Source organism: Oerskovia rustica (assembly GCF_014836555.1).
GTDB lineage: Bacteria > Actinomycetota > Actinomycetes > Actinomycetales > Cellulomonadaceae > Oerskovia > Oerskovia rustica.
The window spans coordinates 51,978-76,902 of sequence record NZ_JACSQQ010000008.1 but is presented as its reverse complement, the minus strand read 5'-3'; the positions used below and the strand labels follow the sequence as shown (position 1 = coordinate 76,902).

Genomic DNA, 24,925 nt, shown 5'->3' with positions numbered 1-24,925 from the left:
GTGGGGGCGGCCCGGCGGGTCCTGTCGTGAGTCCGGGCGCTCGGCCCGCCATGTCGCGTCGGTGGCGGTCCCGGCGCGCCGTCCGTCCTCGGCCCGACGGCGAGTGCCCGCCATTCCTGTTGACGCACCTCGCGGACTTCGCCAGGCTGCACCGATGGCACCCGACCCCGTCCCCGACGCACCCGCCACCGACGCCCCCGCGTCGGTAGGCACCGCCCCCGCACTCCCGACGCGCACCGATCTCTGGCCTCCGTCCGGCCTGCGCGTCGTCTCGGGGGACCTGGAGCTGCGTCACCTCGACGAGGACCTCCTGTACCGGCTCGCTGCCGTTGGCGGCGAGGGCATCCACGACGAGGGGTTCATGCCCTTCGCGTTCCCGTGGTCGCGCGGTTCGGCGGTCGAGGTCGGCCGCAGCATCCTTGCCTACCAGTGGGGTGCGGCGTCGCGGATCGCACCCGCGTCCTGGGCGGTCGAGCTGGCCGTGGTGCGCGACGGCGAGGTGCTGGGCGTGCAGGCGCTCACGGCGTCGGACTTCGTGGTGACGCGCACGGCGGAGTCCGGCTCGTGGCTGGGGCGCCGGTACCAGGGGGCCGGCGTCGGCACGCTCGCGCGGCTCATGATCCTCGAGCTCCTCTTCACGGGGTTCGACGCCCGGACGGCCACGACGTCGGCCTGGGAGGACAACGCTCCCTCCCACGGCGTCACGCGCAAGCTCGGCTACCGGCCCAACGGCGCGGAGACGCTCGCCCGCGAGGGTAAGCCGGTGGTCAACGTCCGGTACCGCCTCGACCGGGCGGACTGGGACGCGCGCCCGGCGGCGCTGCGCCCCGAGGTGACGCTGCACGGCGTCGGACCGGTCAGGGAGATGCTGGGCCTCGACTGAGCGATCGCACGGGGCCGGTGCGGGGCTCGCGCGAGCCGGGGTGCCGGATACCGGGTGCCGGGTGCCGACCATGCGGTTGGCGTCGGTCGAGCATGCGGTTAGCGTCCGGACCCGGCCGATTCTCGACGCCAACCGCATGTTCGGCACCGAGAGGGAGGCCGGGGCGCCGTCAGGTCGCGACCAGGGTCGCCAGCACCGATCGAGCCTCGGCCTCAAAACCGGGGTCGTCGTGCTCGACCGACCACGCGATGATCGCGAGCGTCGAGAGCGCGACGTACGCGTGCAGCACGAGGCGGTCCTCGTCGTCGGGCACGCGGCCGTAGCCCTCGTGGAACGCCGCCTCGAGGTCGGGGCGTCCCCGCCACTCGCGCATCGTGAGCTTCTGCAGGTCCACGGCCCATGGCGAGAGCTCGGCGTGCGCGAAGTCGATCACGCGCACGTGACCGTCCGTGTCGACCAGCCAGTTGCGCGGCCCGAAGTCGCGGTGCGCCGGTACGAGCCGGACCGACCGCACGTCGGCCACAGGGGCCGCGACCTCGCGCAGCCGCAGGAGATCGGTCGCGTCGACGATCGGGCCGAGCGCGGCGGCCTTCTCGTCGAGGTCCGCGAGGAGGCGCTCCCCGTAGCCCTCGTCGGGTACGCCCGGGGCGCTCGCGTGCAGCCGTGCGAGCAGTACCCCGGCCTGCCGGTGGACGTCCGGGTCGAGGGCCACGTCGCCCGTCGCAAGCGCGCCGGGCACGTGCGTCAGGACCAGGACGTGCGCGTCGGTGTCGGCGGCGAGCAGCCGACCCGCGTCGTCGCCGAGCGAGGGTACGTACCTCTGCAGCGCCTCGACCTCGCGTGCCACGTTGCGCGCCGACCGCTCCCACTTCACGACGACGTCACCCGCCCCCGTGCGCACGCGCGCCACGCGGGACTCGCCGTGCGGCCAGATCCACTCCTCGACGAGCTCCGTCCGGGTGCCCGCACCGACTGAGGCGGCCCAGGTCGCGGCGGCGTCGAGCAGGACGGTGGGCAGTGGGAGGTCGGAGGACATCCGTCGATGCTAGGGCCTGGGCGGGAGCGAGGCCGGGCCTAGGCCGTCGGGTTGCAGCGCGCCGCGGCCGTCGCCAGGAACCCGACGTCCGGGCGCCACGGCTCCAGGTTCCACGTCTTCTTGTCGGTCGCGCCGAGGGCGTGGCAGTCGAACTGGTCGCGCATGGTCGTCGAGGCGGCCTCGGGCTCGCTCGCGACGAGCTGGGCCCAGGCCGTCGCCTCGCCCACGATGCCCGACTGCCGCGCCCACGGCGTCGGGTCGACCGCGAGCGAGCGTCCGCCCTCGCGATCTCCCCAGGTCGCACTGCGCACGCCCTGTGCACCGAGCCACGTGGTCACGGTCCAGCCGTGCGCCGGACCGGCACCGTCCCCTGTGGCGCCCCCGGTGCCCGACGGCGTCGCCCCCCGAGCCTTCGCGTGCACCTCCGCGCGGGTCGGCGCCACGACCACGACTCCTGCGCGGCCTGCTGCTCCGGACGTCTCCGTCGCCTCCGGCGCCGACAGCCCGCCGAGCGGGGTGCCTGCGGCGTCGAGGACGGTGACGCTGCCGTCGCTGTTGCGCACCAGGGAGCCGTCGGCGGGGGAGACGAGGTCGATCGTCGCGGGGACCGCGGTGCTCACGGCGTCGCTGCCGTCGGTCGTGCCGGTCGGGGTGCTCCCCGACGAGGCGACGGTCGCCGCCTCGTCGGCGGGCAGCACGAACGTGACGCGGCTCGACGCGTCCTCGTCCGGGGTGACCGCGACGGCCTCACCACCGCCGGTCCCGTCGGCTGCCACGATCGGCACCGTCAGCGCGAGCTCGATCCCGTCGGCCGTGAGGGCCTGCGTCACGGTGGCCCGCTCGGGTGAGGGTGCCGTCGAGGGTTCTCCCGACGCGGCCCCCTCGGAAGCCGCGGACGCGGGCGGGACGGGAGCGGCGCCGTCGGGCAGGGAGCAGCTCGTCGCCAGGACGGCCACGACCACGCCCACCACCGCGACGGTGGCGTGCGGGCGGGGGCGACGGAGAACGAGGGAGGTCACCGTGCGAGGCTATCTCCGCTCGCCGAGGGTTCCGCACCCCGCCGCCCACGTGCCCGGGAGCCGTCCGCCGCACGCGTTCGTGGACGCCCGACCCCACCGCTCCCGACCGCCGGTAAACTGGCCGCACCTGTGCAGCCCCGTGCCGGTCGCCTCCTCGATGACTCGCTCGTCGAAACGCGCCGGCTGGCACGCCACCCCGAGGGATTCGATGACCGCCCCCAGCAACGCCCCGACGCCCGCCGCAGCGACCTCCGAGCACCGGCCGCACCTCGACACGGTCGAGCGCGCAGCCGCCACCCCCGACGAGGCGCAGCCCTTCGCGGAGCTCGGCCTCAAGCCGGACGAGTACCAGCGCATCCGCGACATCCTCGGGCGACGCCCCACGGCCGCCGAGCTCGCGATGTACTCCGTCATGTGGTCGGAGCACTGCTCGTACAAGTCGTCCAAGGTGCACCTGAGCACGTTCGGCAAGAAGACGACCGACGAGATGAAGAAGCACCTCCTCGTCGGCATCGGCGAGAACGCGGGCGTCGTCGACATCGGTGACGGCTGGGCCGTGACGTTCAAGGTCGAGTCCCACAACCACCCGAGCTTCGTCGAGCCCTACCAGGGTGCGGCGACCGGTGTCGGCGGGATCGTCCGCGACATCATCTCGATGGGCGCACGCCCCGTGGCCGTCATGGACCAGCTGCGCTTCGGCGCGGTCGACCACCCGGACACGGCGCGCGTCGTGCACGGCGTCGTGTCGGGCGTCGGCGGCTACGGCAACTCCCTGGGTCTGCCGAACATCGGCGGCGAGCTCGTGTTCGACTCCTCCTACCAGGGCAACCCGCTCGTCAACGCGCTGTGCATCGGCGTGCTGCGTCACGAGGACATCCACCTCGCCAACGCCTCGGGCGTCGGCAACAAGGTCGTCCTGTTCGGTGCGCGCACGGGCGGCGACGGCATCGGTGGCGCCTCGATCCTCGCGTCCGAGACGTTCGAGGACGGCGTCCCCGCCAAGCGCCCCTCGGTCCAGGTGGGCGACCCCTTCATGGAGAAGGTCCTCATCGAGTGCTGCCTCGAGCTCTACGCGGCACGCGTCGTCGAGGGCATCCAGGACCTCGGTGCGGCCGGCATCTCGTGCGCCACCTCGGAGCTCGCGTCCAACGGTGACGGCGGCATGCACGTCGAGCTCGACTCGGTCCTGCTGCGCGACCCGTCGCTCAACGCGGGCGAGATCCTCATGTCGGAGTCGCAGGAGCGCATGATGGCGGTCGTCGCGCCCGACAAGCTCGACGAGTTCCTCGCCATCACGAGCAAGTGGGACGTCGAGACGTCCGTCATCGGCGAGGTCACCGGCACCGGGCGCCTCACGATCGACCACCAGGGCGAGCGCATCGTGGACGTCGACCCCAGGTCGGTGGCGCACGAGGGCCCCACGTACCACCGCCCCTACGCGCGCCCCACGTGGATGGACGGTCTCAACGCCGACAGCATCTCGACGGGTGAGGGCGCCGCGCGGTTCGCACGTCCCGAGACGGCCGACGAGCTCCGCGCGACCGCGCTGCGCCTGCTCGGCTCGCCCAACCTCGCCTCGAAGGAGTGGGTCACCAACCAGTACGACCGCTTCGTCCAGGGCAACACGGCCCTCGCCCAGCCCGACGACGGCGGCGTCATCCGCGTCGACGAGTCCACGGGCCTCGGGGTCGCCCTCGCGACCGACGCCAACGGCCGCTACGCGAAGCTCGACCCGCGCACGGGTGCCCAGCTCGCGCTCGCCGAGGCGTACCGCAACGTCGCCACGACCGGCGCCCGCCCGCTCGCCATCACCGACTGCCTCAACTTCGGCTCCCCCGAGGACCCCGACTCCATGTGGCAGCTCGTCGAGGCCATCGAAGGCCTGGCCGACGCGTGCCAGACCCTCGGGGTTCCCGTCACGGGCGGCAACGTCTCGCTCTACAACGGCACGGGAGAGCCCGGGCAGATCGACTCGTCGATCCACCCGACGCCCGTCGTCGGCGTCCTGGGCGTGCTCGACGACGTCGCGCACGCCACCGGGTCCGGCTGGCGCGAGGCCGGGGAGGCCATCTACCTCCTCGGCACGACCCGCCCCGAGCTCGACGGCTCCGCCTGGGCCGACGTCGTCCACCAGCACCTCGGCGGCGTGCCCCCGCAGGTCGACCTCGCGGCCGAGCGCGCCCTGGCCGAGGTGCTCGTCAACGCCAGCCGTGACGACCTGGTCTCCGCCGCGCACGACCTCTCCGAGGGCGGCCTGGTCCAGGGCCTCCTCGAGGCGTCGCTGCGCTTCGGCACCGGCGCCAAGGTCTCGATCGACGCCCTCGCCGCGCGCGACGGCGTCACCCCGTTCGAGGCCCTGTTCTCCGAGTCGACGGCCCGCGCGCTCGTCGCCGTGCCGCGCGGCGAGGAGACCAAGCTGGTCGACGCGTGCGTCGCGCGCGGCGTGCCCGTCCTCAAGATCGGCGAGACCGGCACCGAGCCCGCCGAGGTCACCGAGACCGGGGAGTCGCTCGAGGTCGAGGGCATCTTCACGATCCCGCTGAGCGAGGCCGACCAGGTGTTCCGTGCGACGCTGCCGGGGATCTTCGGCTGATTCGTCGCTGAGCCGCCGACGGGGCGGGGCGCGCGAGGTCTTCCTCCGCGCCCCGCCCCGTCGGCGTTCACAGGATCCCTCCGCGGGCTGCACCGGGTCTGCCCGCCGCCCGTGACCGACCGGCCCAGAACGGCCCGAACCGGTCGATAGGGTCGCTGCATGACAGGGGACAGCAGCACCATGGGGGAGATCGGCGCCTCGGAGGCCGAGCCACCGGCCACCCCGCCCGACGTCGCCTCTACCTCGACCCGCCGCAAGCGCCCGGGTGGGCGCGCCGTCGGGCTGGGGCTGTGGGTCCTGGGCGGGGTGGTCCTGGCCATGACGCTCGTGCGCGCCGTCCCGTACGACGGCGTCACGCCCCTCGCGCAGGTCGTCGGCGTCACGCCGTGGGTCGTCCCGCTCGCGCTGCTGGTGGCTGCGGCGGCCTTGGTCCTGCGGCGCCGGCTGCTCGCGATCCTGTGCGGGGTCGCGCTCGTGGCGCAGGTCGCGTGGGTCGCGCCGTTCTTCGTGCCCGGGCGCGGCATCGAGGCGGGTGCCCAGGGAACGCTGCGGGTGCTGACGGTCAACGCGTACTTCGGGCAGGCCGACGCCGCCGCCGTGGTGCGGATGGTCCACGAGCAGGACGCGGACGTGCTCGCGGTCGTCGAGCTCACGGCCGCCTTCCACGACCGTCTCGAGGCCGCGGGCATCGAGGCGGTCATGCCGCACCACGTCGACGCCAAGGTGGGCACGGGCTCGCCCGGGAGCGGCCTGTGGAGCAGGACCGCGCTGACCGACCCCGACACGAGCGAGTGGAGCACGTTCGCCATGCCCGCAGCCACCGTCGACGTGGACGGCACGCCCGTGCGCGTGACCGCAGTCCACCCCGTCCCTCCGCTGCCCGAGATCACGGGCGTGTGGCACCAGGAGATGGCCGACCTCGCCCGGCGCGCGCACGACGACCCCCTGCCCCAGGTGCTGCTGGGCGACTTCAACGCGACGTACGACCACGCGTCGTTCCGCGCCGTCCTGGGCGACCGCTTCCACGACGCGACACGCACGGCCGGGCACGGCCTGAACCTGTCGTGGCCCGTGGGGGAGCGGGTCCCGACGTTCCTCGACCTCGACCACGTCGTGGTCGACGCGGGCATGCGGGTCGACGACCTCGACTCGCTCGTCGTTCCCGGCTCGGACCACCGGGCGCTCGCGGTCACGGTCCAGGTGGCACCGTGAGCGCGCCCGTCCTGACCGAGGAGCGTCCGCCGTCGAGGGCGCGGCGAGCGGGCGCCGTCGCGTGGACGGTCGTCTTGTCGCTCTGCCTCATGGGGGTGGGGGCGCTCACGCTCGCGCGCACCCTGGGGTTCGACGACGTCACGCCCTTCGCGCAGCTCGTGTCCCTCACGCCGTGGGTCGCCCTCGCGGCGCTCGTGGTGCTGTTGCTCTCGCTGAGCCGGCGGCGCTGGGTGCTCAGCGCGGTCGCGGGGGTGCTGGTCGTCGCGCACGCGGTGTGGCTCGTGCCGTTCTTCGTGCCGGGGTCGGGTATCGCCGCCGGGGCCGACGGGGCGCTGCGCGTCATGGCCGTCAACGTCCTCTACGGGCGGGCGGACGCCCGGGCGGTGGTCGAGGCCGTGCGCGAGGAGGAGGTCGAGCTGCTGAGCGTCGTCGAGCTGACCGACGACTTCGAGACCGCTCTCGTGGGAGCCGGGATCGAGGAGGTGCTGCCGTACACGTGGACGCGGACCCACCCGACCGAGGGGGCAGCGGGCAGCGGCCTGTGGAGCGCGACGCCGCTGACCGACCCACGTGACGGCGTGGCGAGCCGGTTCCACCAGCCGAGCGCCGTCGTCGGGGTGGACGGGACGTCCGTGCGGGTGACGGCCGTGCACTCGCACCCACCCACTCCCGGCGAGGTCGACCTGTGGACGGACGACCTCGCGCTGCTGAGCGACGCGGCGCACGCAGACCCCACGCCGCAGATCCTGCTCGGCGACTTCAACGCGACCTCCGACCACTCGGCCTTCCGCGACCTGCTCGGGGACCGGTTCGCCGACGCGACCCGGCTCGCAGGGGACGGCCTGAACCTGTCGTGGCCCGCCGACCGCCGCTACCCGCCGCTCGTGGACCTCGACCATGTGGTCGTCGACGCCGGTATGCGGGTCGACGACGTCGGGCCCGTCGCGATCCCGGGCACCGATCACCTGGCGATCCTGGCGACGGTGCAGGTCAGGCCCTAGGTTGGTGGCATGAGCGACGACGACACCGCCACCACGTACGAGGCTCGGCTGCGCGACCTCCTCGAGCACCGCATGGACTCGGGCCGCGTCCTGGCCGAGCGGGCCGAGCAGGTCGCGGCAGCCAAGACAGCGCTCGAGGAGGCCGAGCGCGAGTACGCCACGGCGTTCTCCGACGCGCTCGCCGCGGGCTGGACCGAAGCCGAGCTGCGCAAGGTCTTCAAGTCCCTCGGCGTCCCGGTGCCGACGCGCCCGCGCCGCAGCAAGAGCACGGGCGTCAAGGCGCAGCCGCCGGTGCCCAAGCCGCCCGTCGTGACTGCGCTGGCCCGCCGCCACGACGACACCGAGGTCATCGACGTCATCACGGCCTGAGCGCCGCGTCGCTGCCGGCGCTCACGGACGTTCTCGGCCCTGCCAGGACCGCCTGAAAGGTCCGGAAAGCACCCGCCGAACCTCTGGTTCAACGGGCTCCCGGGTGAGATGATGATCTCGGTGTCTTCGCAGGTCAGAGCATATGAAGGTGCTCTCGGGGATGCCTGAGACGGAGGCCCGTCATGAACCGCTCCATCCAGACCGAGGACGACGTCGCGCGGCTGCTCGACGCCCTCTACTCCGAGGCCACCGAGCGGTGGGCCGCTCGCGGCGCCGCCGCCTGGCACGGCAGCGCAGCCTGGTGGGACTCCTTCTACACCGACCGGGACCGTGCCGTCCCGTTCTTCCGTGACGCCCCCGAGGAGAGCCTCGTCGCCTGGCACGGGGCGGGTCTTCTACCGATCGGCCCGGGCACGCGTGTGCTCGAGCTCGGGTGCGGACCGGGGCGCAACGCGATCTGGTTCGCCCAGCAGGGCGCGACCGTCGACGCGTTGGACCTCTCCGGGACGGCAGTGAGCTGGGCGGAGGAGCGGGCATCCTCCGCCGGTGTGGACGTCCGCTTCGTGTGCGCGGACATGTTCGACTGGCCCGCCGAGGAGACGTACGACGTCGTCTTCGACAGCGGGTGCTTCCACCATCTCCCGCCGCACCGTCGGATCGGCTACCGCAGGCTCGTCGAGTCCTGGCTCCGGGACGGCGGATCCTTCGGACTGACCTGTTTCGCCGCCGCGGGGGACGGGTTCGCTGCGATGGGGTCCGAGGTCGACGACGTCGAGCTCTACCGCGGCGGGGCGCTCGCCGGCGGGCTCGCGTACGGCGCGGACGACCTCCGCGCCCTCTTCGAGGGGTTCACCGAGATCGAGCTGCGCAGGCTCGCACCGCAGGCCGCCGGTTCGTCGCTGTTCGGCGAGTCCTTCCTGTGGGGCGGGCTGTTCCGGTCCTGACCCGCGTCACGCCTCCCGAAACCCCGATCCTCGCTCGGCGAGCTCCTCGCCCAGGATGCGGATCGCCTTCGGCCCGACGCCGTGGATCGTGAGCAGCTCCTGGGCGGTCGCGCGCGTGAGGTCCTCGTAGTGCGTGTACCCGTGGTGGGCGAGCTCGCGCGTCGCGACCTTGCCGATGCGCGGCGTGAGGTCGCTGGGCGGGACGGCAGCGCGGTCGTCGGTCATGGCAGGGTCCTCTCGGGCGGCCCGTGAGCGGGCGTGGACACCCAGCATCACCGAGGGACGGTCTCGCTCGCGACCCCGGCCGGTGCCGCGGGCTCCACCGCCACCGCCACCGGCACCGGCCGCGGCCACGGCGCCCACACGGGCACGTACCGCCAGAACACCGCCCCGCCCGCGACCGACGTCGCGCCGACGACGAGCGCGGCGACCCCCAGCGGCGCGACGAGGGCGGTGCCCGCGACGACGAGCGGACCCGCGAAGGCCCCCGCGTCGTGCAGGAGCCGCCACGCCCCGAAGAACTCGGCACGCTGCGCGGGCGGTGCGACGTCGGCGCCGAGCGTCATGATGACGCCGTTGCTCAGCCCGTTCCCGAAGCCGAGCACCAGGGCCACCACCGCCAGGGACGCGACGCCGCCCGCCCACGGCAGCGTGAGGTAGCCCGCCGCCAGGACCGCGAGCGACGGGACGGCGAGGGCGCGCCGACCGAACCGGTCCATGAGGTACCCCGCGGGGATCGACACGAGCACGTCGAGCGCGGCGCTGGCCCCGAAGACCAGGCTCGTCGTCGCGGCGTCGACGCCCAGGAGGTCGGCCCACAGGGGCAGGAGCACGGTGCGGGCCGTCCGCGAGAGTCCCATGAGCGCGGCCCCGAGGCCGAGCGTGCGCAGCAGCCGGCGGTGCTCGACGAGCACGCGCCACAGCCCCGCCTTCCGGGCGGCCACGTCGCCGGGTGCGGCGCGTGCGCGAGGCGAGCGTCCGACGTCGGGCACGCGGCCCATGAGGACCGCCGTGACGCACACCGCGACGAGCTGCACCGCGAACCCTCCGCGCGTGCCGACGGCCAGGATCGCGGCCGCCCCGAGGATCGGGCCGACGAAGAACCCGACCCGCATCATGGCCGCGACGCTCGACATGACGCGAGCGCGGCGCGCGAACGGCACGGCCTCTGCCAGGTACGTCTGGCGGGCGAGACCCCACACGGCCTGCGAGAGGCCCGCGAGGAACACGCCGACCGCGAGCGAGACGACCGACCACGAGACCAGGCAGAGCGCGACGCCGCCCACGGCCAGCACGCTCGCCCCCACGATCGAGCGCCGTTCCCCGAACCGGGACACGAGCCGCCCCGCGGGCAGGTCGCCGACGAGCTGGCCCAGCGCGGCGAGCGCCACGACCAGGCCTGCGACGCCGAGAGACGCGCCGTGCTCGCGCGCCGCGAGCGCGACGACCGGTGCGGCCGCGCCCTGGGCGACACCCCAGACCCCGGCGGGCACGTGGACGGTCCACGCCAACCTGACCGGCGGGGAGCCCGTGCCCGCGCTCACGCCAGGACCGGCTCCGTGGTCCGGGCCCCCTCCTGCCCGACGGCGCCGCTCGCCTCGTCCGTGTCGCCCGCCTCGGGGAGCGCGTCCGCCGCGAGCGTCGCGTACCGGCTCTCGGGGCGCGCGAGGCCGAGGTGGTCGCGCAGCGTCGTGCCCTCGTACTCCGCACGGAACAGGCCGCGCTCGCGCAGGATCGGCACGACGTGGTCGGCGAAGTCGTCCAGGCCGCCCGGCAGGTAGGGCGGCATGACGTTGAACCCGTCGGCGGCGCCCTGCGTGAACCACTCCTCGATCGTGTCGGCGACCTGCTCGGGCGTGCCCGCGACGACCCGGTGGCCGCGCGCCCCGGCGAGGCGGTGGAGCAGCCCGCGGACCGTGGGCTGCTCACGCTCGACGATGCCTGCGACGACCTGGAGGCGGCTGCGCGAGTTGTCGGTCACGTCGCCCGCGTCCGCGAACAGCTCGGCCGGGACGGGCCCGTCGAGCTGCGCGTGGTCGAGGCGGACACCCGTGAGCTTCTCGAGCTGGCGCAGACCGTACTCGGGGACGGTGAGCTCGTTGAACTCGCGCTCCAGGGCCTTGGCCTCGTCCTCGGTCGAGGCGATGAACGGGCTGATGCCCGGGAGGATCTTGACCGCGTCACGCGAGCGGCCCAGCGCCTCGGCCCCGGCCTTGACGTCGGCGTAGAAGGCCTGCGCGTCGGACAGGCGTTGGTGCGCCGTGAAGATCGCCTCGGCGTAGCGGCTCGCGAACGCGCGTCCCTCGTTCGACGCGCCCGCCTGGACCAGGACGGGGTGGCCCTGCGGCGAGCGGGCGGCGTTGAACGCACCCTCGACGCGCAGGTGCTCGCCGCGGAAGGCCGCGTCGTGGATCTTCGCGGGGTCGGCGTAGCGGCCCGAGGCGCGGTCGATCAGGACAGCGTCGTCCTCCCAGCTGTCCCAGAGCCGGGTGGTGACCTCGACGAACTCGGCGGCTCGCGCATACCGCTCGACGTGGTCCGGGTGGGAGTCCAGGCCGAAGTTGCGGGCCGCGTCCTCGCTCGCCGTCGTGACGATGTTCCACCCGGCGCGCCCGTTGCTCAGGTGGTCGAGCGTCGAGAAGAGCCGCGCCAGGTTGTACGGGTCGTAGAACGTGGTCGACGCGGTCGCGATCAGGCCGATCCGCGTCGTCGCGGCCGCGATCGACGCGAGCGTCAGGATCGGTTCGAGCCTGCCCACGCTGTTGAACTCGACGCCGTCGTGCAGGACGGGGCCGTCCGCGAAGAAGACCGCGTCGAACCTCGCGGCCTCGGCCGTGCGGGCGAGGTCGGTGTAGAAGTCGGCCGTGAAGATGCGCTCGGGCTGGGTGTCCGGGTGGCGCCAGGCCGCCTCGTGGTGGCCGGCGGGGTGGATGAACAGGTTCAGGCTGAGCCGGCGGGCCGGTGCGTGCTCGGTCATGGTGCGTCCTCGGGTCGTGGGATGGGTCGGGAGACGGTTCGTGCGGGGGCCGGGTCGCTCACTGGCGATCCGTTCACGTCGTGCGCCAGCGCGAGAAGTGACGTTCGAGGCTCACGAGCACCGCGTTGATCGAGACCCCGACGAGCGAGATCGCGATGATCCCGGCGTACATGTTCGTGATCTGGAAGTTGAACTGGGCGTAGGTGATGAGGTACCCGAGCCCGGCCTTGGCGCCGACCATCTCGGCCGCGATGAGCACGAGGATCGAGCTCGTCCCGGCCATGCGGATACCCGTGAAGATCGTCGGGACGGCGGCCGGCAGCACGACCTTCTGGAACAGCCGGAGGGGCGGCAGCCCGAGCGACCGGGCCGACTTCACGAGCAGCGGGTCCACGGTCCGGACCCCGGCGATCGTGTTGAGGAGGATCGGGAAGAAGCACGCGTAGACGACGAGCGTGATCTTCGACGTCTCGCCGATCCCCAGGACGAGGATGAACACGGGCAGGAGAGCGAGGGCAGCGGTGTTGCGGAACAGCTCGAGGAAGGGGCCGAGGAACTGGGCGACGCTCGCCCACCACCCGATCGCGATGCCCAGCGGGATCGCGAGCAGGACCGCGATCGCGAAGCCCGTGCCGGCCCGCGTCAGGCTCGTCCCGACGTGCTTGCCCAGCTCGCCGCTCGTGAGCAGCTCCCAGAAGGACTCGAGCACCGCGCTGAGCGGCGGCAGGAAGACCTTGTCGACCAGCCCGACGCGCGGCGCGACCTCCCAGATCACCAGGAACAGCACGATCGCTGCCGAGGCCCGCAGGACGCGTACCCCGACGCCGCGCAGACGGGCCCCGACGGGCGGCGTCGGGTCCTGGTCGGCCGTGAGCACCTGACGGCGTCCGAGCGTGGGCGGGTCGGCGAACGCGACGGTGTCCTCCGCAGGGCGGGCCAGCGGCTCGCCCCGTGCGGGGGCGTGCGGGGTCACGGTGCTAGACATGGGCGTCCTCCGTCTGTGCGTGGAGCGCGCTCCACACCTCGTGCCGGTACCGGCCGAAGCGCGCCGAGGAGCGGACGTCGTCGTGCTCGCCGTCGCCGCCGCCAGGGTCCGCGGCCCCCGCGAGGTCCACGTCGATCACGGTCTGCAACCGGCCCGGGCGCGGCGTCATGACCGCGACGCGCTGCCCCAGGTACACCGACTCCTCGATGCCGTGCGTGATGAAGACGATCGTCTTGCCCGTCGCGCGCCAGATCCGCAGGAGCTCGTCCTGGAGGGACTCGCGCGTCTGGGCGTCGAGAGCCGCGAAGGGCTCGTCCATGAGGAGGACCTCGGGGTCGAACGCGAGGCTCCGCGCGATCGCCACTCGTTGCTTCATGCCGCCCGACAGCTCGTGCGGGTAGCGGTCCGCGAACGCCGTGAGGCCCACGAGGTCCAGGTACTCGTCCGCGACCCGGGCCCGGGCGCCGCGCGCGACGCCCTTGGCCTCCAGCCCGAGCTCGACGTTCGCGCGGGCCGAGCGCCAGGGGAGCAGCGCGTACTGCTGGAAGACCACGCCCCGGTCGAGACCCGGCCCCGTGACGGGCGAGTCGTCCAGGAGGATGCGGCCCGACGTCGGCTCGGTGAGCCCGCCGAGCAGGTCCAGCAGCGTCGACTTGCCGCAGCCCGAGGGCCCGACGACCGTCAGGAACTCGCCCGCGCGGACGTCGAGCGTGAAGTCCTCGACGGCCGTGAACCGCTTGCGTGCCCCGCGGCCCGCGGCCGCGTCGCGCACGATGAACTCCTTGTGCACGTGCTCGAGGCGGAGCTTGGGGGTCGACCCCGGGACGTCCGCCGCCTCCGTGGAACCCGTCGCGCTGGGCCGGGTCGTCGTGACCGTCACCGTGCCGCTCACGGCGCGCCCTCGACGGGCTCGCCGTCGGGGCCCGCGTCCTTCGCGTAGGTCCCGTTCGCGTAGGGGTTGTGCTCGTTGGTGTAGATGTCGGAGGGGGAGAACTGGCCCTTCTCGAGCTCACCCTCGCGCACGAGCCAGTCGATCCACGTCGCGATCTCCTCCTCGGCGATCACGCCGCCGGGGGCCGTGATGCTCGCGGACTTCCAGTAGGGGACCAGCTCGGTGCTCTCGCCGCGCCCGCGCCCCTCGATGATCGACGTGTACCGCGCGCGCACCTCCTCGACCGGGGTGACCTGCGCCCACCGGATCGCGCGCGCCGTGCCCTGCACGAAGTCCTCCACGACCTCGGGGTTCTTCGCGATGTACTCGTCGCGGAAGATGTACGTCCCGTAGGAGAAGTTCCCGTAGAGCGACGTCTCGCTGAAGAGCTGCGTGATCCCGCCGCGCTCCAGAGCCTTGTCCTGGAAGACGCGCGAGAGCCCGACCACGTCGACCTGCCCCTCGCGCAGCACCTGCTCGGCGTTCACGGGAGGCACGACGACGAGCTCGACCTGGTCGATCTCCTCGGGGCTCAGCCCGCCGCGCGAGAGCCACTCGCGGATGAGGAACTCGCTCTGTGCGCCCAGCGTGTTGACGCCGATCGACCTCCCGACCAGGTCCCGGGGCTCGGTGATCGGGCTGCCCTCGACCGTGTAGAAGCCGCCGTAGGACAGCTCGTCCGAGCCGTAGTAGGAGATGACGGACGTGATGGGAGAGCCCGACGCCTTGAGCTTGACGATCGCGCCGTTGAACGCGCCGCCGAAGTCGGTCGAGCCCGTCGCGGCGGCCTGGATGCTCTGCGGGCCGCCCGTCGAGTCTCCGACCCACTCGAGCTCGACCTTCTCGTAGTAGCCGAGGTCCGCCGCGAGCTCGGGGAACGTCACCTGCCCGACCGAGCCGTCGTAGCGCAGCACGGCCCGGCCGGACTCGCCGACCGTGGCCTCCTCGGCGCTCGCGGCCGAGCACGCCACGAGCGTCACGGCGAGGCCCGCGGTCAGTGCGGCCCGGACGGCGGTGCGGACGGCGGTGCGGGCCGGGTGGAGGGCGTGGGGTCTGAGGGTGCGGGGCATGGGAGCTCCAGGGAGTCGGGTACGGGTGCCCTGCCGTCCGCGAGTACGCCGACGGCAGGGTGGGAAGGGTGGTCTCTCGGTCCGCCGGTGCGCGAGGTGTGCGACGGCGGGAGCGGGACGGTGAGCGCGCGAGGAGAGCGGAGCCGGTCGTCGACGCGAGCGACGGCCGGGGTGGGGCGGGGCTATCGACAGAGACAGCCGGCGACGCGACGCAGGTCGACGGCGCGACGCACCACGAGGCGCACGGGTGTCCCGGCGTGCTCGTGGAGGCTGACGTCGAAGCGCATGGCGGCGATCCTGGCGGCAGCCGCCGGGACGGCACAAGGCCCCATCCGGTCCCCGAGACGATGTTTCGCCCGGTTCCTCCGGGTTAACCGGTGAACGGGCCCCGACGGCGCCGCGCGCCACGAGGGGGTCGGGCGACGACGGGCGCTGGTCGCGTGGGGCGTCGGGGCCGGCCCTGCGGTCAGGCCAGCGCCCTGACCGCCTCGATCGTGTCCGCCTCGTCGGCGGTCTTGTCGTCGCGATAGCGCAGCACGCGCGCGAACCGCAGCGCGAGCCCGCCGGGGTAGCGCGTGGACCGTTGGAGCCCGTCGAACGCAATCTCGACGACCTGCTCGGGCCGCACGTGCACGACGTAGTCGGTCCGCGAGGTCTCGAGCGCGAGGAACCGCTCGGTCTGCCAGCGCAGCATCTCGTCGGTCATGCCCTTGAACGTCTTGCCGAGCATCAAGAACCCGCCCTGGGGGTCGCGGGCGCCCAGGTGGATGTTGGACAGCAGCCCCGTCCGGCGCCCCGACCCCCACTCGACCGCGAGCACCACGAGGTCGAGCGTGTGCCGCGGCTTGACCTTGACCCACCCGGCGCCGCGGCGCCCTGCTGCGTAGGGCGCGTCGAGCGACTTCACGACCACGCCCTCCTGCCCCTCGCGCACGGCCTCGGCGAAGAACTCCTCGGCAGCGCCGGGAGAAGCGGTCGCCAGGCGACGGACCGTGAACGACCCGGCGACGCGGTCGAGCACGTCGAGCCGCTCGTGCAGCGGGGCGTCGATCAGGTCGTCGCCGTCGGCGTGCAGCACGTCGAAGAAGTACGGGCGGAGCGCGAGCGCCCCCGCGAGCGCGGTCTCGTCCGCTCCGCTCGCTGCGGGGGCGTCGCGTGTGGCCGACCGGGCGGCCGTCTCCTGGAAGGGCCCGGCCACCCCGTCCGGCCCGACGACGAGGGCCTCGCCGTCGAGCACGAACCGCTCCGAGGCCAGGGCTCGCGCATCCGCGACGATCTCCGGGACGCGCGAGGTGATGTCGTCGAGCGAGCGCGTGAACACCCGCACCTCGTCGCCGTCCCGATGGACCTGGATGCGGATGCCGTCGAGCTTCACGTCGACCGACAACCGGTGTCCCGGGTCGTCCGCCGCGGGCGGGACACCGAGCTTGTCGAACGCCGCCGCCACGTCCGGGGCCGACTGCGCGAGCATGGGCCGCACGGGGCGACCCACCTCGAGGCCGAACCCGGCCAGGGCGGCGAGCGCCGCCGTCGGGCCGGGGGCTTCGAGGGCCGTGCGCGCGACCGGACCCGTCGCGCCGCGCAGCATGACCGCACGACGCACCGCGTCGACCGGGACGCCCGCAGCCTCCGCGACCGCGTCCACGACCAGGGCGTCGAGCGCGCCCTGCCGCAGGTCGCCCGCGACCAGGCCGCGCAGGAACGACTGCTCGCGCTCGGTCGCCGCCGCGAACAGCGCCGTGGCCGCCGCGGACTTGGCGGTGTCCGAGCCGGGACCCGAGAGCGCCGCCATCTCCTCGAACGTCGCGTCGACCGCCTCGACCGTGAGCGTCGGGGAATCGGCGGGCGGGGGCAGCGAGCGCAACGACGCCCAGCCGAGCCCCGTGCGCCGCTGCCGCAGCGCGCCTGCGAGGTACGACACGACGATCTCGACGTCGTCACCGGGCCGGCCTGCCTCCCTGTCCGGTGCAGCCCGACGCAGCAGGTCGGCCAACGCCGCACGTTTGGCGAGGCGCGAGCGGGTGGCGGCGATGGCGTCGGACGTGGCGGCGACCTCGGCGAGCAGCATGTCTCATCCTCGCGCCACCCCGCCCGGCACGCTCGGCCAGCCCGACGGCGGCGCCCGGCCCTGCGGACCTCCTCGCCCCCGGGCTACGCTGCCCAGACCGTCGACGAAGGAGTGGGACGTGGAGATCGCGGGCAAGGTCGCGCTGGTGACCGGAGGGGCCTCGGGCCTGGGGCGGGCGACCGTCGAGGAGCTGGTCGGCGCCGGGGCGCGCGTCGTGGTCGCGGACCTGGCGGGCTCTCCCGGTCAGGCGCTCGCGGACGCCCTGGGCGATGCGGTCCGGTTCGTGCCGACCGACGTGACGAACGAGGACGACGTCTCCCGCGCCCTCGACGCCGCCGCCGACCTGGGCGGGCTGCACGTCGCGGTGAGCTGCGCGGGGATCGTGCTCGCGCGGCGCGTGCTCGGCAAGGGCGGCGTGCACGACCTCGCGTCGTTCCAGAAGGTCGTGACCGTGAACCTGGTCGGGACGTTCAACGTCGCGCGGCTCGCGGCCGAGCGCATGGTCGCGCTGGGCCCCGACGGCCCTGATGGCTCGGAGGACGGCGTCCCGCGCGAGGTCCCCGAGGAGCGCGGCGTGATCGTGAACACCGCCTCCGTCGCGGCGTTCGACGGCCAGGTGGGCCAGGCCGCCTACGCGGCGTCGAAGGGCGCCGTCGCCGCGATGACGCTGCCGCTCGCGCGCGACCTCGCGGACCGGCGCATCCGGGTCATGGCGATCGCACCCGGCATCTTCAGCACGCCCATGATGGCGTCCTTGCCGCCCGAGGCCCAGGAGTCGCTCGCGGCCCAGGTGCCGCACCCGCGCCGCCTCGGCCGCCCCGAGGAGTTCGCGCACCTGGTGCGCGCGATCGTCGAGAACCCCATGCTCAACGGCGAGGTGATCCGCCTCGACGGCGGTATCCGGATGGCGCCGCGCTGACCGTGGTGTCCGATTCGGACCGGTTCGAGTCTCAATCTCTACTGATTCGGTCCAGAATGCGGACGGTTGGCCCAAGTCGTTGACACGCCCGGTGCCCAGGCATACATTCCGGGCCATCGGCAGACACCCCGTCCGCCGCACCCACGCACCGACGACCGGAGGAGGACCCGTGGACACCAGCGTCACGCTCGCCGCGTCCCCCGCCGGTCCCGCACGTCGAACGTGTTGTTCCCCCGGGCGCCCCGTCGTCCCGGGCCGCGTCTGTTGTTGAGCCTGCGCTCCTCCTGACGCCTCCCGAGCCGCACCGGCTCGTCCCTGAACCGCCCCGCCCGTGAACGGGTCGCCGCGGCATGCCGATCTGCGGCGAGCCACGCCACCCGCCACCGCGCCCGGCGGTCCACCCGCTGCACCCCAGTTCTCGCGACCCGTCGCGGCCGCCCGCCGACCCCTGCGGCGGCGGCCGAGCGACCCCGCACCCGACCTCCCGGAGTGGAACGACCCATGCCTGACTCGAACCTGACGCCGCTGTTCGCCCCCACCTCCCAGCCCGACGAGCAGTCCGCGTCCCGGTCCGTCGAGGACGACCTCGACGTGCTCGCCGGCATCGACGACCTGCTCGACGAGCGACCACGCCGCTCGGTGCACCTCGGCGTCGACCTGTCCGACGCCGGAGCGCGAGCGGGTGCGTGGCGGGCCGTGGGCTCGCAGTCGCCGCGCCTGTTCGACGCGCACCGGCTCCAGGAGCTCGTCGCGACCGCCGAGCGCGGCGTGCTCGACTTCGCGCTGTTCGACGACACGTTCTCGCTCCAGCCCACGCGCAACACGACGCTCCGCGGTCGGCTCGACGCGGCCCTCGTGGCCTCGCGCCTCGCCCCCCGCTCGACGGGGATCGGCCTCGTCGCGACCGTCGACACGACGCACACCGAGCCCTTCCACGTCTCCAAGGCGATCGCGACGATCGACCACGTGAGCTCGGGCCGCGCCGCGTGGCAGGTGGGCTGGTCGACGAGCGAGGCCGCCGCGGCGCTGTTCGGGCGCAAGGAGGTCCAGGGCACCGCGGACGCGGTCGCCGAGGCCGAGGAGGCGATCGAGGTCGTGAGCCGCCTCTGGGACAGCTGGGAGGACGACGCCGAGATCCGCGACGTCCCCTCGGGGCGGTTCATCGACCGCGACAAGGTGCACTACGTCGACTACGACGGCGTCCGGTTCGCCGTGAAGGGCCCTTCGATCACGCCCCGCTCGCCCCAGGCGCAGCCGCCGGTCGTGGTGCGCGGGGACTCCGTGGAGGCGCTGGCCCTCGCGGGCCGCCGCGCCGACGTCGTGCGGGTGCGGGCCACGACGCTCGACGCGGCCAAGGCGCTGCGCGACCAGGTGCGCGCCGCGGCCGCCGAGGCGGGCCGTGACCCCGACGAGCTGCGCGTCCTGGTCGACCTCTACGCCGTGATCGGGCAGGACCGGGCCAGCGCCCAGGCGCGGCTCGACCTGCTCGAAGGGCTCGAGGGCGTCACGTGGGACACCGACTCGCTCACGCACGTGGGCACGGCCCGCGACCTCGCGGAGGTCGTCGAGGAGTGGTTCGAGGCGGGCGCCGCGGACGGGTTCACGATCCGTCCGTCCTCGCTGCGCACGGACCTCGACGCGCTGGTCGACGGCGTCGTGCCGCTGCTCCAGGAGGCCCGCGTCTTCCGGTCGACCTACCCGGGCACGACCCTGCGGGACACCCTGGGGCTCGCACACCCCGCCAACCGCTACGCCGCCGCGATCGCCTGAGGACCCGCCACCATGACGCACCCCACCCCCGCCTCGTCGGACCGCTCGCACGACGGCCGGCCCCGCAAGCAGATCCACCTGGGCGCCCACTTCCCGGGCGTCAACAACACGACCGTGTGGAGCGACCCGGCCTCGCGCAGCCAGATCGAGTTCAGCTCGTTCGAGCACCTCGCGCGCCGGGCCGAGGCCGCGAAGCTCGACTTCTTCTTCCTCGCCGAAGGCCTGCGGCTGCGAGAGCACAAGGGGCAGATCCACGACCTCGACGTCGTCGGCCGCCCCGACACGCTCCCGGTCCTGGCCGCGCTCGCCGCGGTCACCGACCGCCTGGGCCTCGCGGGCACGGTCAACACGACGTTCAACGAGCCCTACGAGCTGGCCCGCCAGTTCGCGACGCTCGACCTCCTGTCCGGGGGGCGTGCAGCCTGGAACCTGGTCACGAGCCCCGACGCCTTCACGGGAGCGAACTTCCGCCGCGGCGGCTTCCTGCCCTACGAGGAACGGTACGAGCGCGCGGGCGAGCTCGTCGCCCTGGCCCGGCAGCTGTGGGACTCGTGGGACGGCGAGGCCGTGGACGAGGACGAGCTCGTGCGGACGGGGTCCGTGCGTCCGTTCGCGCACCAGGGCAAGCACTTCGACGTGTCCGGCCGGTTCGAGACCCCGCGCGGGCCTCAGGGGCACCCCGTCCTGTTCCAGGCGGGCGACTCTGCCGACGGGCGCGACTTCGCGGCGGCGACGGCCGACGTCGTCTTCTCGGCGCACTCCGCGTTCGAGGACGGTCAGGCGTTCTACGCCGACGTGAAGTCCCGCCTCGCGGCCCACGGTCGCGACCGCGACTCGCTCAAGATCCTCCCCGCGACGGTCGTCGTCCTGGGGGACACGGCCGAGGAGGCCGCCGAGCGTGCGCGGGAGATCCGGCTCCAGCAGGTCCCGGGTCGGACGGCGATCGCGTTCCTCGAGCAGGTCTGGGGGCGGGACCTCACGGCGTACGACCCCGAGGGGCCGCTGCCCGACGTCGAGCCCGACCTCGACCACCTGAACATCACGCGCGGCCGCGTCCGGCACATCAAGGATCCGGCGCCCGTCGTCAAGGCGTGGCGCGAGAAGGCCGCAGCCAACGGCTGGTCCATCCGGGACCTCGTGATCGAGGTGTCCGGCCGCGGCGGGTTCGTCGGCACGGCCCAGCAGGTCGCCGACGACATCGACCGCCACGTGCAGGAGGACGCGTCGGACGGCTTCATCCTCGTGCCGCACCTGACGCCCACGGGCCTCGACGACGTGCTCGACCAGGTCGTGCCGCTGCTCCAGGAACGCGGCTCGTTCCGCACCGAGTACACGGGCACGACGCTCCGCGACCACCTCGGGCTCTCGCGCCCCGAGGTGGGTGCGGGGACCACCGCGAGCGCCGCGTCCGCCGCCCCGTCGCGCTGACCCGGCTCGACAGCCCGACCACCTGCCCGACCACCGCCCGACCACCAGCCCCGAAGGAGCATCATGACGACGAGCACCACGTCCCCGGCAGGCGTCACCACGCGCGGCCGCCACACGGCGTCCGCACCCACGGGCACGCCCGTCGAGCCGTCCGGCGGCTCGGCGCCGAGTGCCGCCGCGGCCGTGTGGTCGGCGTGGCACGCCGAGCGCGAGCGCACCCTGCGCGAGCAGCACGGCTGGCTCACCCTCACGTCGCTGCACTGGGTCCCGGAGTCCCCGACGTCCTTCCCGGGCCTGCCCGGCGAGTGGTGGTCGGACGCGGACGGCGTGCACCTGCGCGCCGCGGCGGCCGACGCGATCGTCCCGGCCGGCGGCCAGGACGCGCTGCGCGGCACGCACGTCCAGGACGTCGCGGAGGGTGCGTCGACGTTCGTCGCGACCTTCGTGCCCGACGGCGCCGACCCGGCCTCTCCGGTCGCGGTCGAGCTCGTGCGGCGCACCGGGCGCTACGGGCTGCGCGTGCGTGACCCCCGGGCCCGCACCCGGGTCACGTTCGAGGGTGTCCCGACCTTCGCCTACGACCCGTCGTGGGTCCTCGACGCACCTGTCCGCTGGTATGACGAGCCGGTCGCGGAGGTCGTGGGCGGCGCGCAGCCCGGACTGGAGCACCACGTGCAGGTCGTGGGCGAGGTCGACGTCACGCGCGACGGCCTGACGACGACCCTGCGGCTCACGGGCACGCCGGGCGGTGGCGCGAGCCTGCTGTTCACCGACCCGGCCCCCGGCGTCGCAGACTGGCGTGTGCTGTTCGTCGACCGCGCCGCAGCCTCCGACAAGGCCGAGGCGACCGACGAGGTCGAGGTGTCCGAGGACGAGCGCGCGGCCGGGCAGGACGCCGCCCGGACGCTGCGGCTCGACCTGAACCGCACGCTCAACCTGCCCTACGCGTTCACCGACTTCGGCACGTGCCCGCGCCCGGTCGAGGGCAACGTCCTGCCGTTCTCGGTCGAGGCGGGGGAGAAGGTGCCGCGATGAGCGCGCCCACGACGGCGGTCACGATCCGCTCCGTGCACCTGCACGACCCTCTCGTGCGCCCGCTGCTCGACGAGCTCGCGCACGAGTACGCCTCGCGCTACCGCAGCCTCCTCGACGAGGACGACCTGCGCGCCGAGATGGAGCACTACCCGGCGGCCGACTTCGCGGCCCCGCACGGCGACCTCGTGCTGCTCCTCGCGGACGGCGAGCCGGTCGCGGGTGGTGCGTTCCGCCGTCGGGCAGAACCCGAGGTCGGCGAGCCCGCGCGCCGGACCCGGCCCGGCTCCGGGCCCCACGCGCAGGGCGCCACGCACTCCGACGACGGCGTCCCCCTCGTCGCGACCGCCGAGCTCAAGCGCATCTGGACCCACTCGGCCCACCGGCGGCGCGGGCTCGCCCGACAGGTCCTCGGCGAGCTCGAGCACCGCGCGGCCGAGCGAGGCTACCCCCGGATCTACCTGACGACCGGGCCGCGCCAGCCCGAGGCCGCAGGCCTGTACCTCAGCGCGGGATACACCCCGCTGTTCGACGTGACGCGCGACCCCGAGGAGATCGGCCCTCTGGCGTTCGAGAAGTGGCTCTGTCCGCACGTGTCAGAACCGGCGTGACCCCGAGGTCACGCTCGCTCTGACACGGCAGGTCCAGCCCACTCCCACCGCCCTTCTCCCACCGAGGTCCACCATGAGCACCCTCTCCCTCCCGCAGGACGAGTCGCGCCAGCTCGCCCCACCCCCCGGGTCCCTGCCCGACCCACCGGGCGCCACCGCCACCACCGACCGGTCCGTCGTCGACGGGCCCACCACTCCCGACGAGGCCACCCCGCGCTGGGAGGACCTCAAGGTCGTCCCCGCTCGACACCCGGGCCGCTGGGTCGCGACCGCGTTCGTCGCGGTCCTGCTCGCGATGGTCGTCAGCTCGCTCGTGACCAACCCCAAGTGGGAGTGGTCGGTCGTCGCGCAGTACCTGACGTGGCCCTCGGTCCTGGGCGGGCTGTGGGGGACCATCCGGTTGACGGCGGTCGCCGCGGTCATCGGGTTCGGGCTCGGGACGGTCCTCGCGCTCATGCGCCTGTCCCGGTCGCCGCTGCTCCAGGCCGTGTCGTCGGCGTACACGTGGGTGTTCCGCTCGGTGCCGCTGATCCTGCAGCTCCTGCTCTGGTACAACCTGGCCTACCTGTACCCGACGCTCTCGCTCGGCATCCCGTTCGGCCCCGGGTTCCTGGAGTTCGGGACGCTCGACGTGATCGACAAGTTCGGTGCCGCGATCCTGGGCCTGGGCCTGTCGCAGGCCGCCTACTCCTCGGAGATCGTGCGCGCCGGGATCCTCTCGGTCGACCAGGGCCAGCACGAGGCCGCGGCCTCCCTGGGCATCCCACGCTCGCGCCAGACGCTGCGCATCGTGCTGCCGCAGGCCATGCGGACCATCGTGCCGACGTCGGTCAACGAGATCATCGGCCTCGTCAAGGGGACCTCGGTCGTGTACGTCCTCGCGTACGGCGAGCTGTTCTACACGATCGGCGTCATCTACGGCCGCAACCAGCGCGTCGTCCCGCTGCTCATGGTCGCGGCCATCTGGTACCTGATCATCACGACGGTCCTGACGATCGCGCAGTACTACGTCGAGCGGCACTACGCCAAGGGCGCCGTCCGCACGCTGCCCCCGACCCCGGTCCAGCGTGTCCGGTGGACGCTCCAGGTCGCGTGGTCCCGGATCACCGGACGCCCCGCGCCCGCCCACCTGCCCCCCGCCTACGCGGCGCGCGCCGCCGTCGGGCGCGGTCACCTGACCCGCACCGGGGCGACCGACCGCCACCCCGGAGGTGCCGCATGACCGCCACGACCACCCGTCCCGCGGCCGAACCGGCCAGCCCGGCCGCGACGCCCCTGGGCCTCGTCGAGGTCCGCGGCGTCCACAAGTCCTACGGCACGCTCGAGGTGCTCGCGGGCATCGACCTCGTGGTCCGCCCGGGCGAGGTGACCGTGATCCTCGGCCCGTCCGGCTCGGGGAAGTCGACGCTGCTGCGCGTCATCAACCACCTGGAGAAGGTCGACCGCGGGTTCGTCGCGGTCGACGGCGACCTCATCGGGTACTCCCGCCGGGGAGACACGCTGCGCGAGCTCAAGGAGAAGGACATCCTCGTCCAGCGGACCCGGATCGGGTTCGTGTTCCAGAGCTTCAACCTCTTCCCGCACCTCACGGCCCTCGAGAACGTCGTCGAGGCGCCCGTCTCGGCACAGGGCCGACCGCGCGCCGAGGTCGAGGTCGAGGCGCGCGAGCTCCTGGCCCGGGTCGGCCTCGCCGACAAGGTCGACGCCCGCCCGCGCCAGCTCTCGGGCGGCCAGCAGCAGCGCGTGGCGATCGCCCGCGCGCTCGCGACCCGGCCCCGCGTCCTGCTCTTCGACGAACCGACGTCGGCGCTCGACCCCGAGCTCGTCGGCGAGGTGCTCGACGTCATCAAGGACCTCGCGCACGGCGGCACGACCATGGTCGTCGTCACGCACGAGATCGGCTTCGCCCGTGAGGTCGCCGACACGGTCGTCTTCATGGACGCGGGCCGCATCGTCGAGCAGGGACCGCCCGCCCAGGTCCTCGACGCGCCCCGCCACGACCGGACCAAGGCCTTCCTCGACAAGGTCCTGTGACGCCACGGCACGTCTGCTGCCCGGTCCGCGTCACCCGCCCCAC

Annotated in this window: 22 protein-coding genes; 13 read left to right on the top strand and 9 right to left on the bottom strand. The window is 73.8% G+C overall.

Features of this window, described 5'->3' with window-relative positions; translation table 11 throughout:
- Positions 1-154 precede the first annotated feature (154 nt).
- Positions 155-883 carry a GNAT family N-acetyltransferase gene (locus H9652_RS06500; RefSeq protein WP_191795525.1) on the top strand — a complete coding sequence of 243 codons (729 nt, stop codon included), beginning with the start codon at positions 155-157 and terminating at the stop codon, positions 881-883.
- A 169-nt stretch (positions 884-1,052) separates the two neighbouring features.
- On the opposite strand, the gene H9652_RS06495 is transcribed toward H9652_RS06500, so the two are convergent.
- Both H9652_RS06495 and H9652_RS20240 read right to left on the bottom strand, forming a co-directional pair.
- Positions 1,053-1,919, bottom strand: a complete 867-nt coding sequence (locus H9652_RS06495; protein ID WP_191795524.1) for a phosphotransferase family protein — start codon at positions 1,917-1,919, stop codon at positions 1,053-1,055.
- A 38-nt stretch (positions 1,920-1,957) separates the two neighbouring features.
- Positions 1,958-2,938, bottom strand: coding sequence for a DUF2599 domain-containing protein (locus tag H9652_RS20240; protein WP_191795523.1), 981 nt, complete (start codon positions 2,936-2,938; stop codon positions 1,958-1,960).
- A 208-nt stretch (positions 2,939-3,146) separates the two neighbouring features.
- On the opposite strand from H9652_RS20240, the gene purL reads away from it, so the two are divergent.
- The 5 genes from purL (at position 3,147) to H9652_RS06465 (ending at position 9,057) form a co-directional block, all read left to right on the top strand.
- On the top strand, positions 3,147-5,531 hold the full coding sequence (gene purL / locus H9652_RS06485) for a phosphoribosylformylglycinamidine synthase subunit PurL (RefSeq protein ID WP_191795522.1): 2,385 nt from the start codon (positions 3,147-3,149) through the stop codon (positions 5,529-5,531).
- Positions 5,532-5,690: 159 nt separating this feature from the next.
- Positions 5,691-6,743 carry an endonuclease/exonuclease/phosphatase family protein gene (locus H9652_RS06480; RefSeq protein WP_191795521.1) on the top strand — a complete coding sequence of 351 codons (1,053 nt, stop codon included), beginning with the start codon at positions 5,691-5,693 and terminating at the stop codon, positions 6,741-6,743.
- Entirely contained in the window at positions 6,740-7,744 is a 1,005-nt protein-coding gene (locus H9652_RS06475; protein ID WP_191795520.1) for an endonuclease/exonuclease/phosphatase family protein, read from the top strand. Before H9652_RS06480 ends, H9652_RS06475 begins: the two co-directional genes overlap by 4 nt.
- Before the next feature lie 9 nt (positions 7,745-7,753).
- Positions 7,754-8,113 carry a hypothetical protein gene (locus H9652_RS06470; protein ID WP_191795519.1) on the top strand — a complete coding sequence of 120 codons (360 nt, stop codon included), beginning with the start codon at positions 7,754-7,756 and terminating at the stop codon, positions 8,111-8,113.
- Positions 8,114-8,295: 182 nt separating this feature from the next.
- Positions 8,296-9,057: an SAM-dependent methyltransferase gene (locus H9652_RS06465; RefSeq protein ID WP_191795518.1), complete on the top strand. Its 762-nt coding sequence runs from the start codon at positions 8,296-8,298 to the stop codon at positions 9,055-9,057.
- A gap of 6 nt (positions 9,058-9,063) precedes the next feature.
- Here the strand turns inward: H9652_RS06465 and H9652_RS06460 are convergent, their stop codons facing one another.
- From H9652_RS06460 to H9652_RS06430, 7 genes are all read right to left on the bottom strand, one after another.
- Positions 9,064-9,282, bottom strand: a complete 219-nt coding sequence (locus H9652_RS06460; protein WP_191795517.1) for a helix-hairpin-helix domain-containing protein — start codon at positions 9,280-9,282, stop codon at positions 9,064-9,066.
- Between the two features lie 47 nt (positions 9,283-9,329).
- Entirely contained in the window at positions 9,330-10,601 is a 1,272-nt protein-coding gene (locus H9652_RS06455) for an MFS transporter (RefSeq protein WP_318244009.1), read from the bottom strand.
- Positions 10,598-12,034 carry an LLM class flavin-dependent oxidoreductase gene (locus H9652_RS06450; protein WP_191795516.1) on the bottom strand — a complete coding sequence of 479 codons (1,437 nt, stop codon included), beginning with the start codon at positions 12,032-12,034 and terminating at the stop codon, positions 10,598-10,600. The genes H9652_RS06455 and H9652_RS06450 overlap by 4 nt, the downstream gene beginning before the upstream one ends.
- Positions 12,035-12,107: 73 nt before the next feature.
- Positions 12,108-13,019, bottom strand: a complete 912-nt coding sequence (locus tag H9652_RS06445) for an ABC transporter permease (protein WP_191795515.1) — start codon at positions 13,017-13,019, stop codon at positions 12,108-12,110.
- A complete protein-coding gene (locus tag H9652_RS06440; protein WP_404822004.1) occupies positions 13,012-13,809 on the bottom strand; it encodes an ABC transporter ATP-binding protein in 798 nt (265 codons plus the stop codon). Before H9652_RS06440 ends, H9652_RS06445 begins: the two co-directional genes overlap by 8 nt.
- A 98-nt stretch (positions 13,810-13,907) precedes the next feature.
- Positions 13,908-15,020, bottom strand: coding sequence for an ABC transporter substrate-binding protein (locus H9652_RS06435; protein ID WP_191795514.1), 1,113 nt, complete (start codon positions 15,018-15,020; stop codon positions 13,908-13,910).
- 466 nt (positions 15,021-15,486) lie between these two features.
- On the bottom strand, positions 15,487-17,088 hold the full coding sequence (locus H9652_RS06430) for an ATP-dependent DNA ligase (RefSeq protein ID WP_191795513.1): 1,602 nt from the start codon (positions 17,086-17,088) through the stop codon (positions 15,487-15,489).
- A gap of 118 nt (positions 17,089-17,206) precedes the next feature.
- On the opposite strand from H9652_RS06430, the gene H9652_RS06425 reads away from it, so the two are divergent.
- From H9652_RS06425 to H9652_RS06395, 7 genes are all read left to right on the top strand, one after another.
- Positions 17,207-18,007, top strand: coding sequence for a 3-hydroxyacyl-CoA dehydrogenase (locus H9652_RS06425; RefSeq protein WP_191795512.1), 801 nt, complete (start codon positions 17,207-17,209; stop codon positions 18,005-18,007).
- A gap of 501 nt (positions 18,008-18,508) precedes the next feature.
- Complete coding sequence (locus tag H9652_RS06420) at positions 18,509-19,777, top strand: LLM class flavin-dependent oxidoreductase (RefSeq protein ID WP_191795511.1); 1,269 nt, start codon at positions 18,509-18,511, stop codon at positions 19,775-19,777.
- A 12-nt stretch (positions 19,778-19,789) separates the two neighbouring features.
- Positions 19,790-21,205, top strand: a complete 1,416-nt coding sequence (locus H9652_RS06415) for an NtaA/DmoA family FMN-dependent monooxygenase (RefSeq protein ID WP_191795510.1) — start codon at positions 19,790-19,792, stop codon at positions 21,203-21,205.
- A 63-nt stretch (positions 21,206-21,268) separates the two neighbouring features.
- Complete coding sequence (locus tag H9652_RS06410; RefSeq protein ID WP_191795509.1) at positions 21,269-22,240, top strand: DUF1684 domain-containing protein; 972 nt, start codon at positions 21,269-21,271, stop codon at positions 22,238-22,240.
- Entirely contained in the window at positions 22,237-22,848 is a 612-nt protein-coding gene (locus H9652_RS06405; protein ID WP_191795508.1) for a GNAT family N-acetyltransferase, read from the top strand. The genes H9652_RS06410 and H9652_RS06405 overlap by 4 nt, the downstream gene beginning before the upstream one ends.
- Before the next feature lie 73 nt (positions 22,849-22,921).
- The gene (locus H9652_RS06400) at positions 22,922-24,070 is read left to right on the top strand and encodes an amino acid ABC transporter permease (protein WP_191795507.1); all 1,149 of its coding nucleotides are present in this window, start codon (positions 22,922-22,924) and stop codon (positions 24,068-24,070) included.
- Entirely contained in the window at positions 24,067-24,882 is an 816-nt protein-coding gene (locus H9652_RS06395; RefSeq protein ID WP_191795506.1) for an amino acid ABC transporter ATP-binding protein, read from the top strand. Before H9652_RS06400 ends, H9652_RS06395 begins: the two co-directional genes overlap by 4 nt.
- The last annotated feature ends 43 nt before the right edge of the window (positions 24,883-24,925 follow it).

Coding starts and splice junctions, on each gene's coding strand:
- H9652_RS06500 (WP_191795525.1), top strand. CDS start 155: ATGGCACCCGACCCCGTCCCCGACGCACCCGCCACCGACGCCCCCGCG.
- H9652_RS06495 (WP_191795524.1), bottom strand. CDS start 1,919: ATGTCCTCCGACCTCCCACTGCCCACCGTCCTGCTCGACGCCGCCGCG.
- purL (WP_191795522.1), top strand. CDS start 3,147: ATGACCGCCCCCAGCAACGCCCCGACGCCCGCCGCAGCGACCTCCGAG.
- H9652_RS06480 (WP_191795521.1), top strand. CDS start 5,691: ATGACAGGGGACAGCAGCACCATGGGGGAGATCGGCGCCTCGGAGGCC.
- H9652_RS06470 (WP_191795519.1), top strand. CDS start 7,754: ATGAGCGACGACGACACCGCCACCACGTACGAGGCTCGGCTGCGCGAC.
- H9652_RS06465 (WP_191795518.1), top strand. CDS start 8,296: ATGAACCGCTCCATCCAGACCGAGGACGACGTCGCGCGGCTGCTCGAC.
- H9652_RS06460 (WP_191795517.1), bottom strand. CDS start 9,282: ATGACCGACGACCGCGCTGCCGTCCCGCCCAGCGACCTCACGCCGCGC.
- H9652_RS06450 (WP_191795516.1), bottom strand. CDS start 12,034: ATGACCGAGCACGCACCGGCCCGCCGGCTCAGCCTGAACCTGTTCATC.
- H9652_RS06445 (WP_191795515.1), bottom strand. CDS start 13,019: ATGTCTAGCACCGTGACCCCGCACGCCCCCGCACGGGGCGAGCCGCTG.
- H9652_RS06435 (WP_191795514.1), bottom strand. CDS start 15,020: ATGCCCCGCACCCTCAGACCCCACGCCCTCCACCCGGCCCGCACCGCC.
- H9652_RS06430 (WP_191795513.1), bottom strand. CDS start 17,088: ATGCTGCTCGCCGAGGTCGCCGCCACGTCCGACGCCATCGCCGCCACC.
- H9652_RS06420 (WP_191795511.1), top strand. CDS start 18,509: ATGCCTGACTCGAACCTGACGCCGCTGTTCGCCCCCACCTCCCAGCCC.
- H9652_RS06415 (WP_191795510.1), top strand. CDS start 19,790: ATGACGCACCCCACCCCCGCCTCGTCGGACCGCTCGCACGACGGCCGG.
- H9652_RS06410 (WP_191795509.1), top strand. CDS start 21,269: ATGACGACGAGCACCACGTCCCCGGCAGGCGTCACCACGCGCGGCCGC.
- H9652_RS06405 (WP_191795508.1), top strand. CDS start 22,237: ATGAGCGCGCCCACGACGGCGGTCACGATCCGCTCCGTGCACCTGCAC.
- H9652_RS06400 (WP_191795507.1), top strand. CDS start 22,922: ATGAGCACCCTCTCCCTCCCGCAGGACGAGTCGCGCCAGCTCGCCCCA.
- H9652_RS06395 (WP_191795506.1), top strand. CDS start 24,067: ATGACCGCCACGACCACCCGTCCCGCGGCCGAACCGGCCAGCCCGGCC.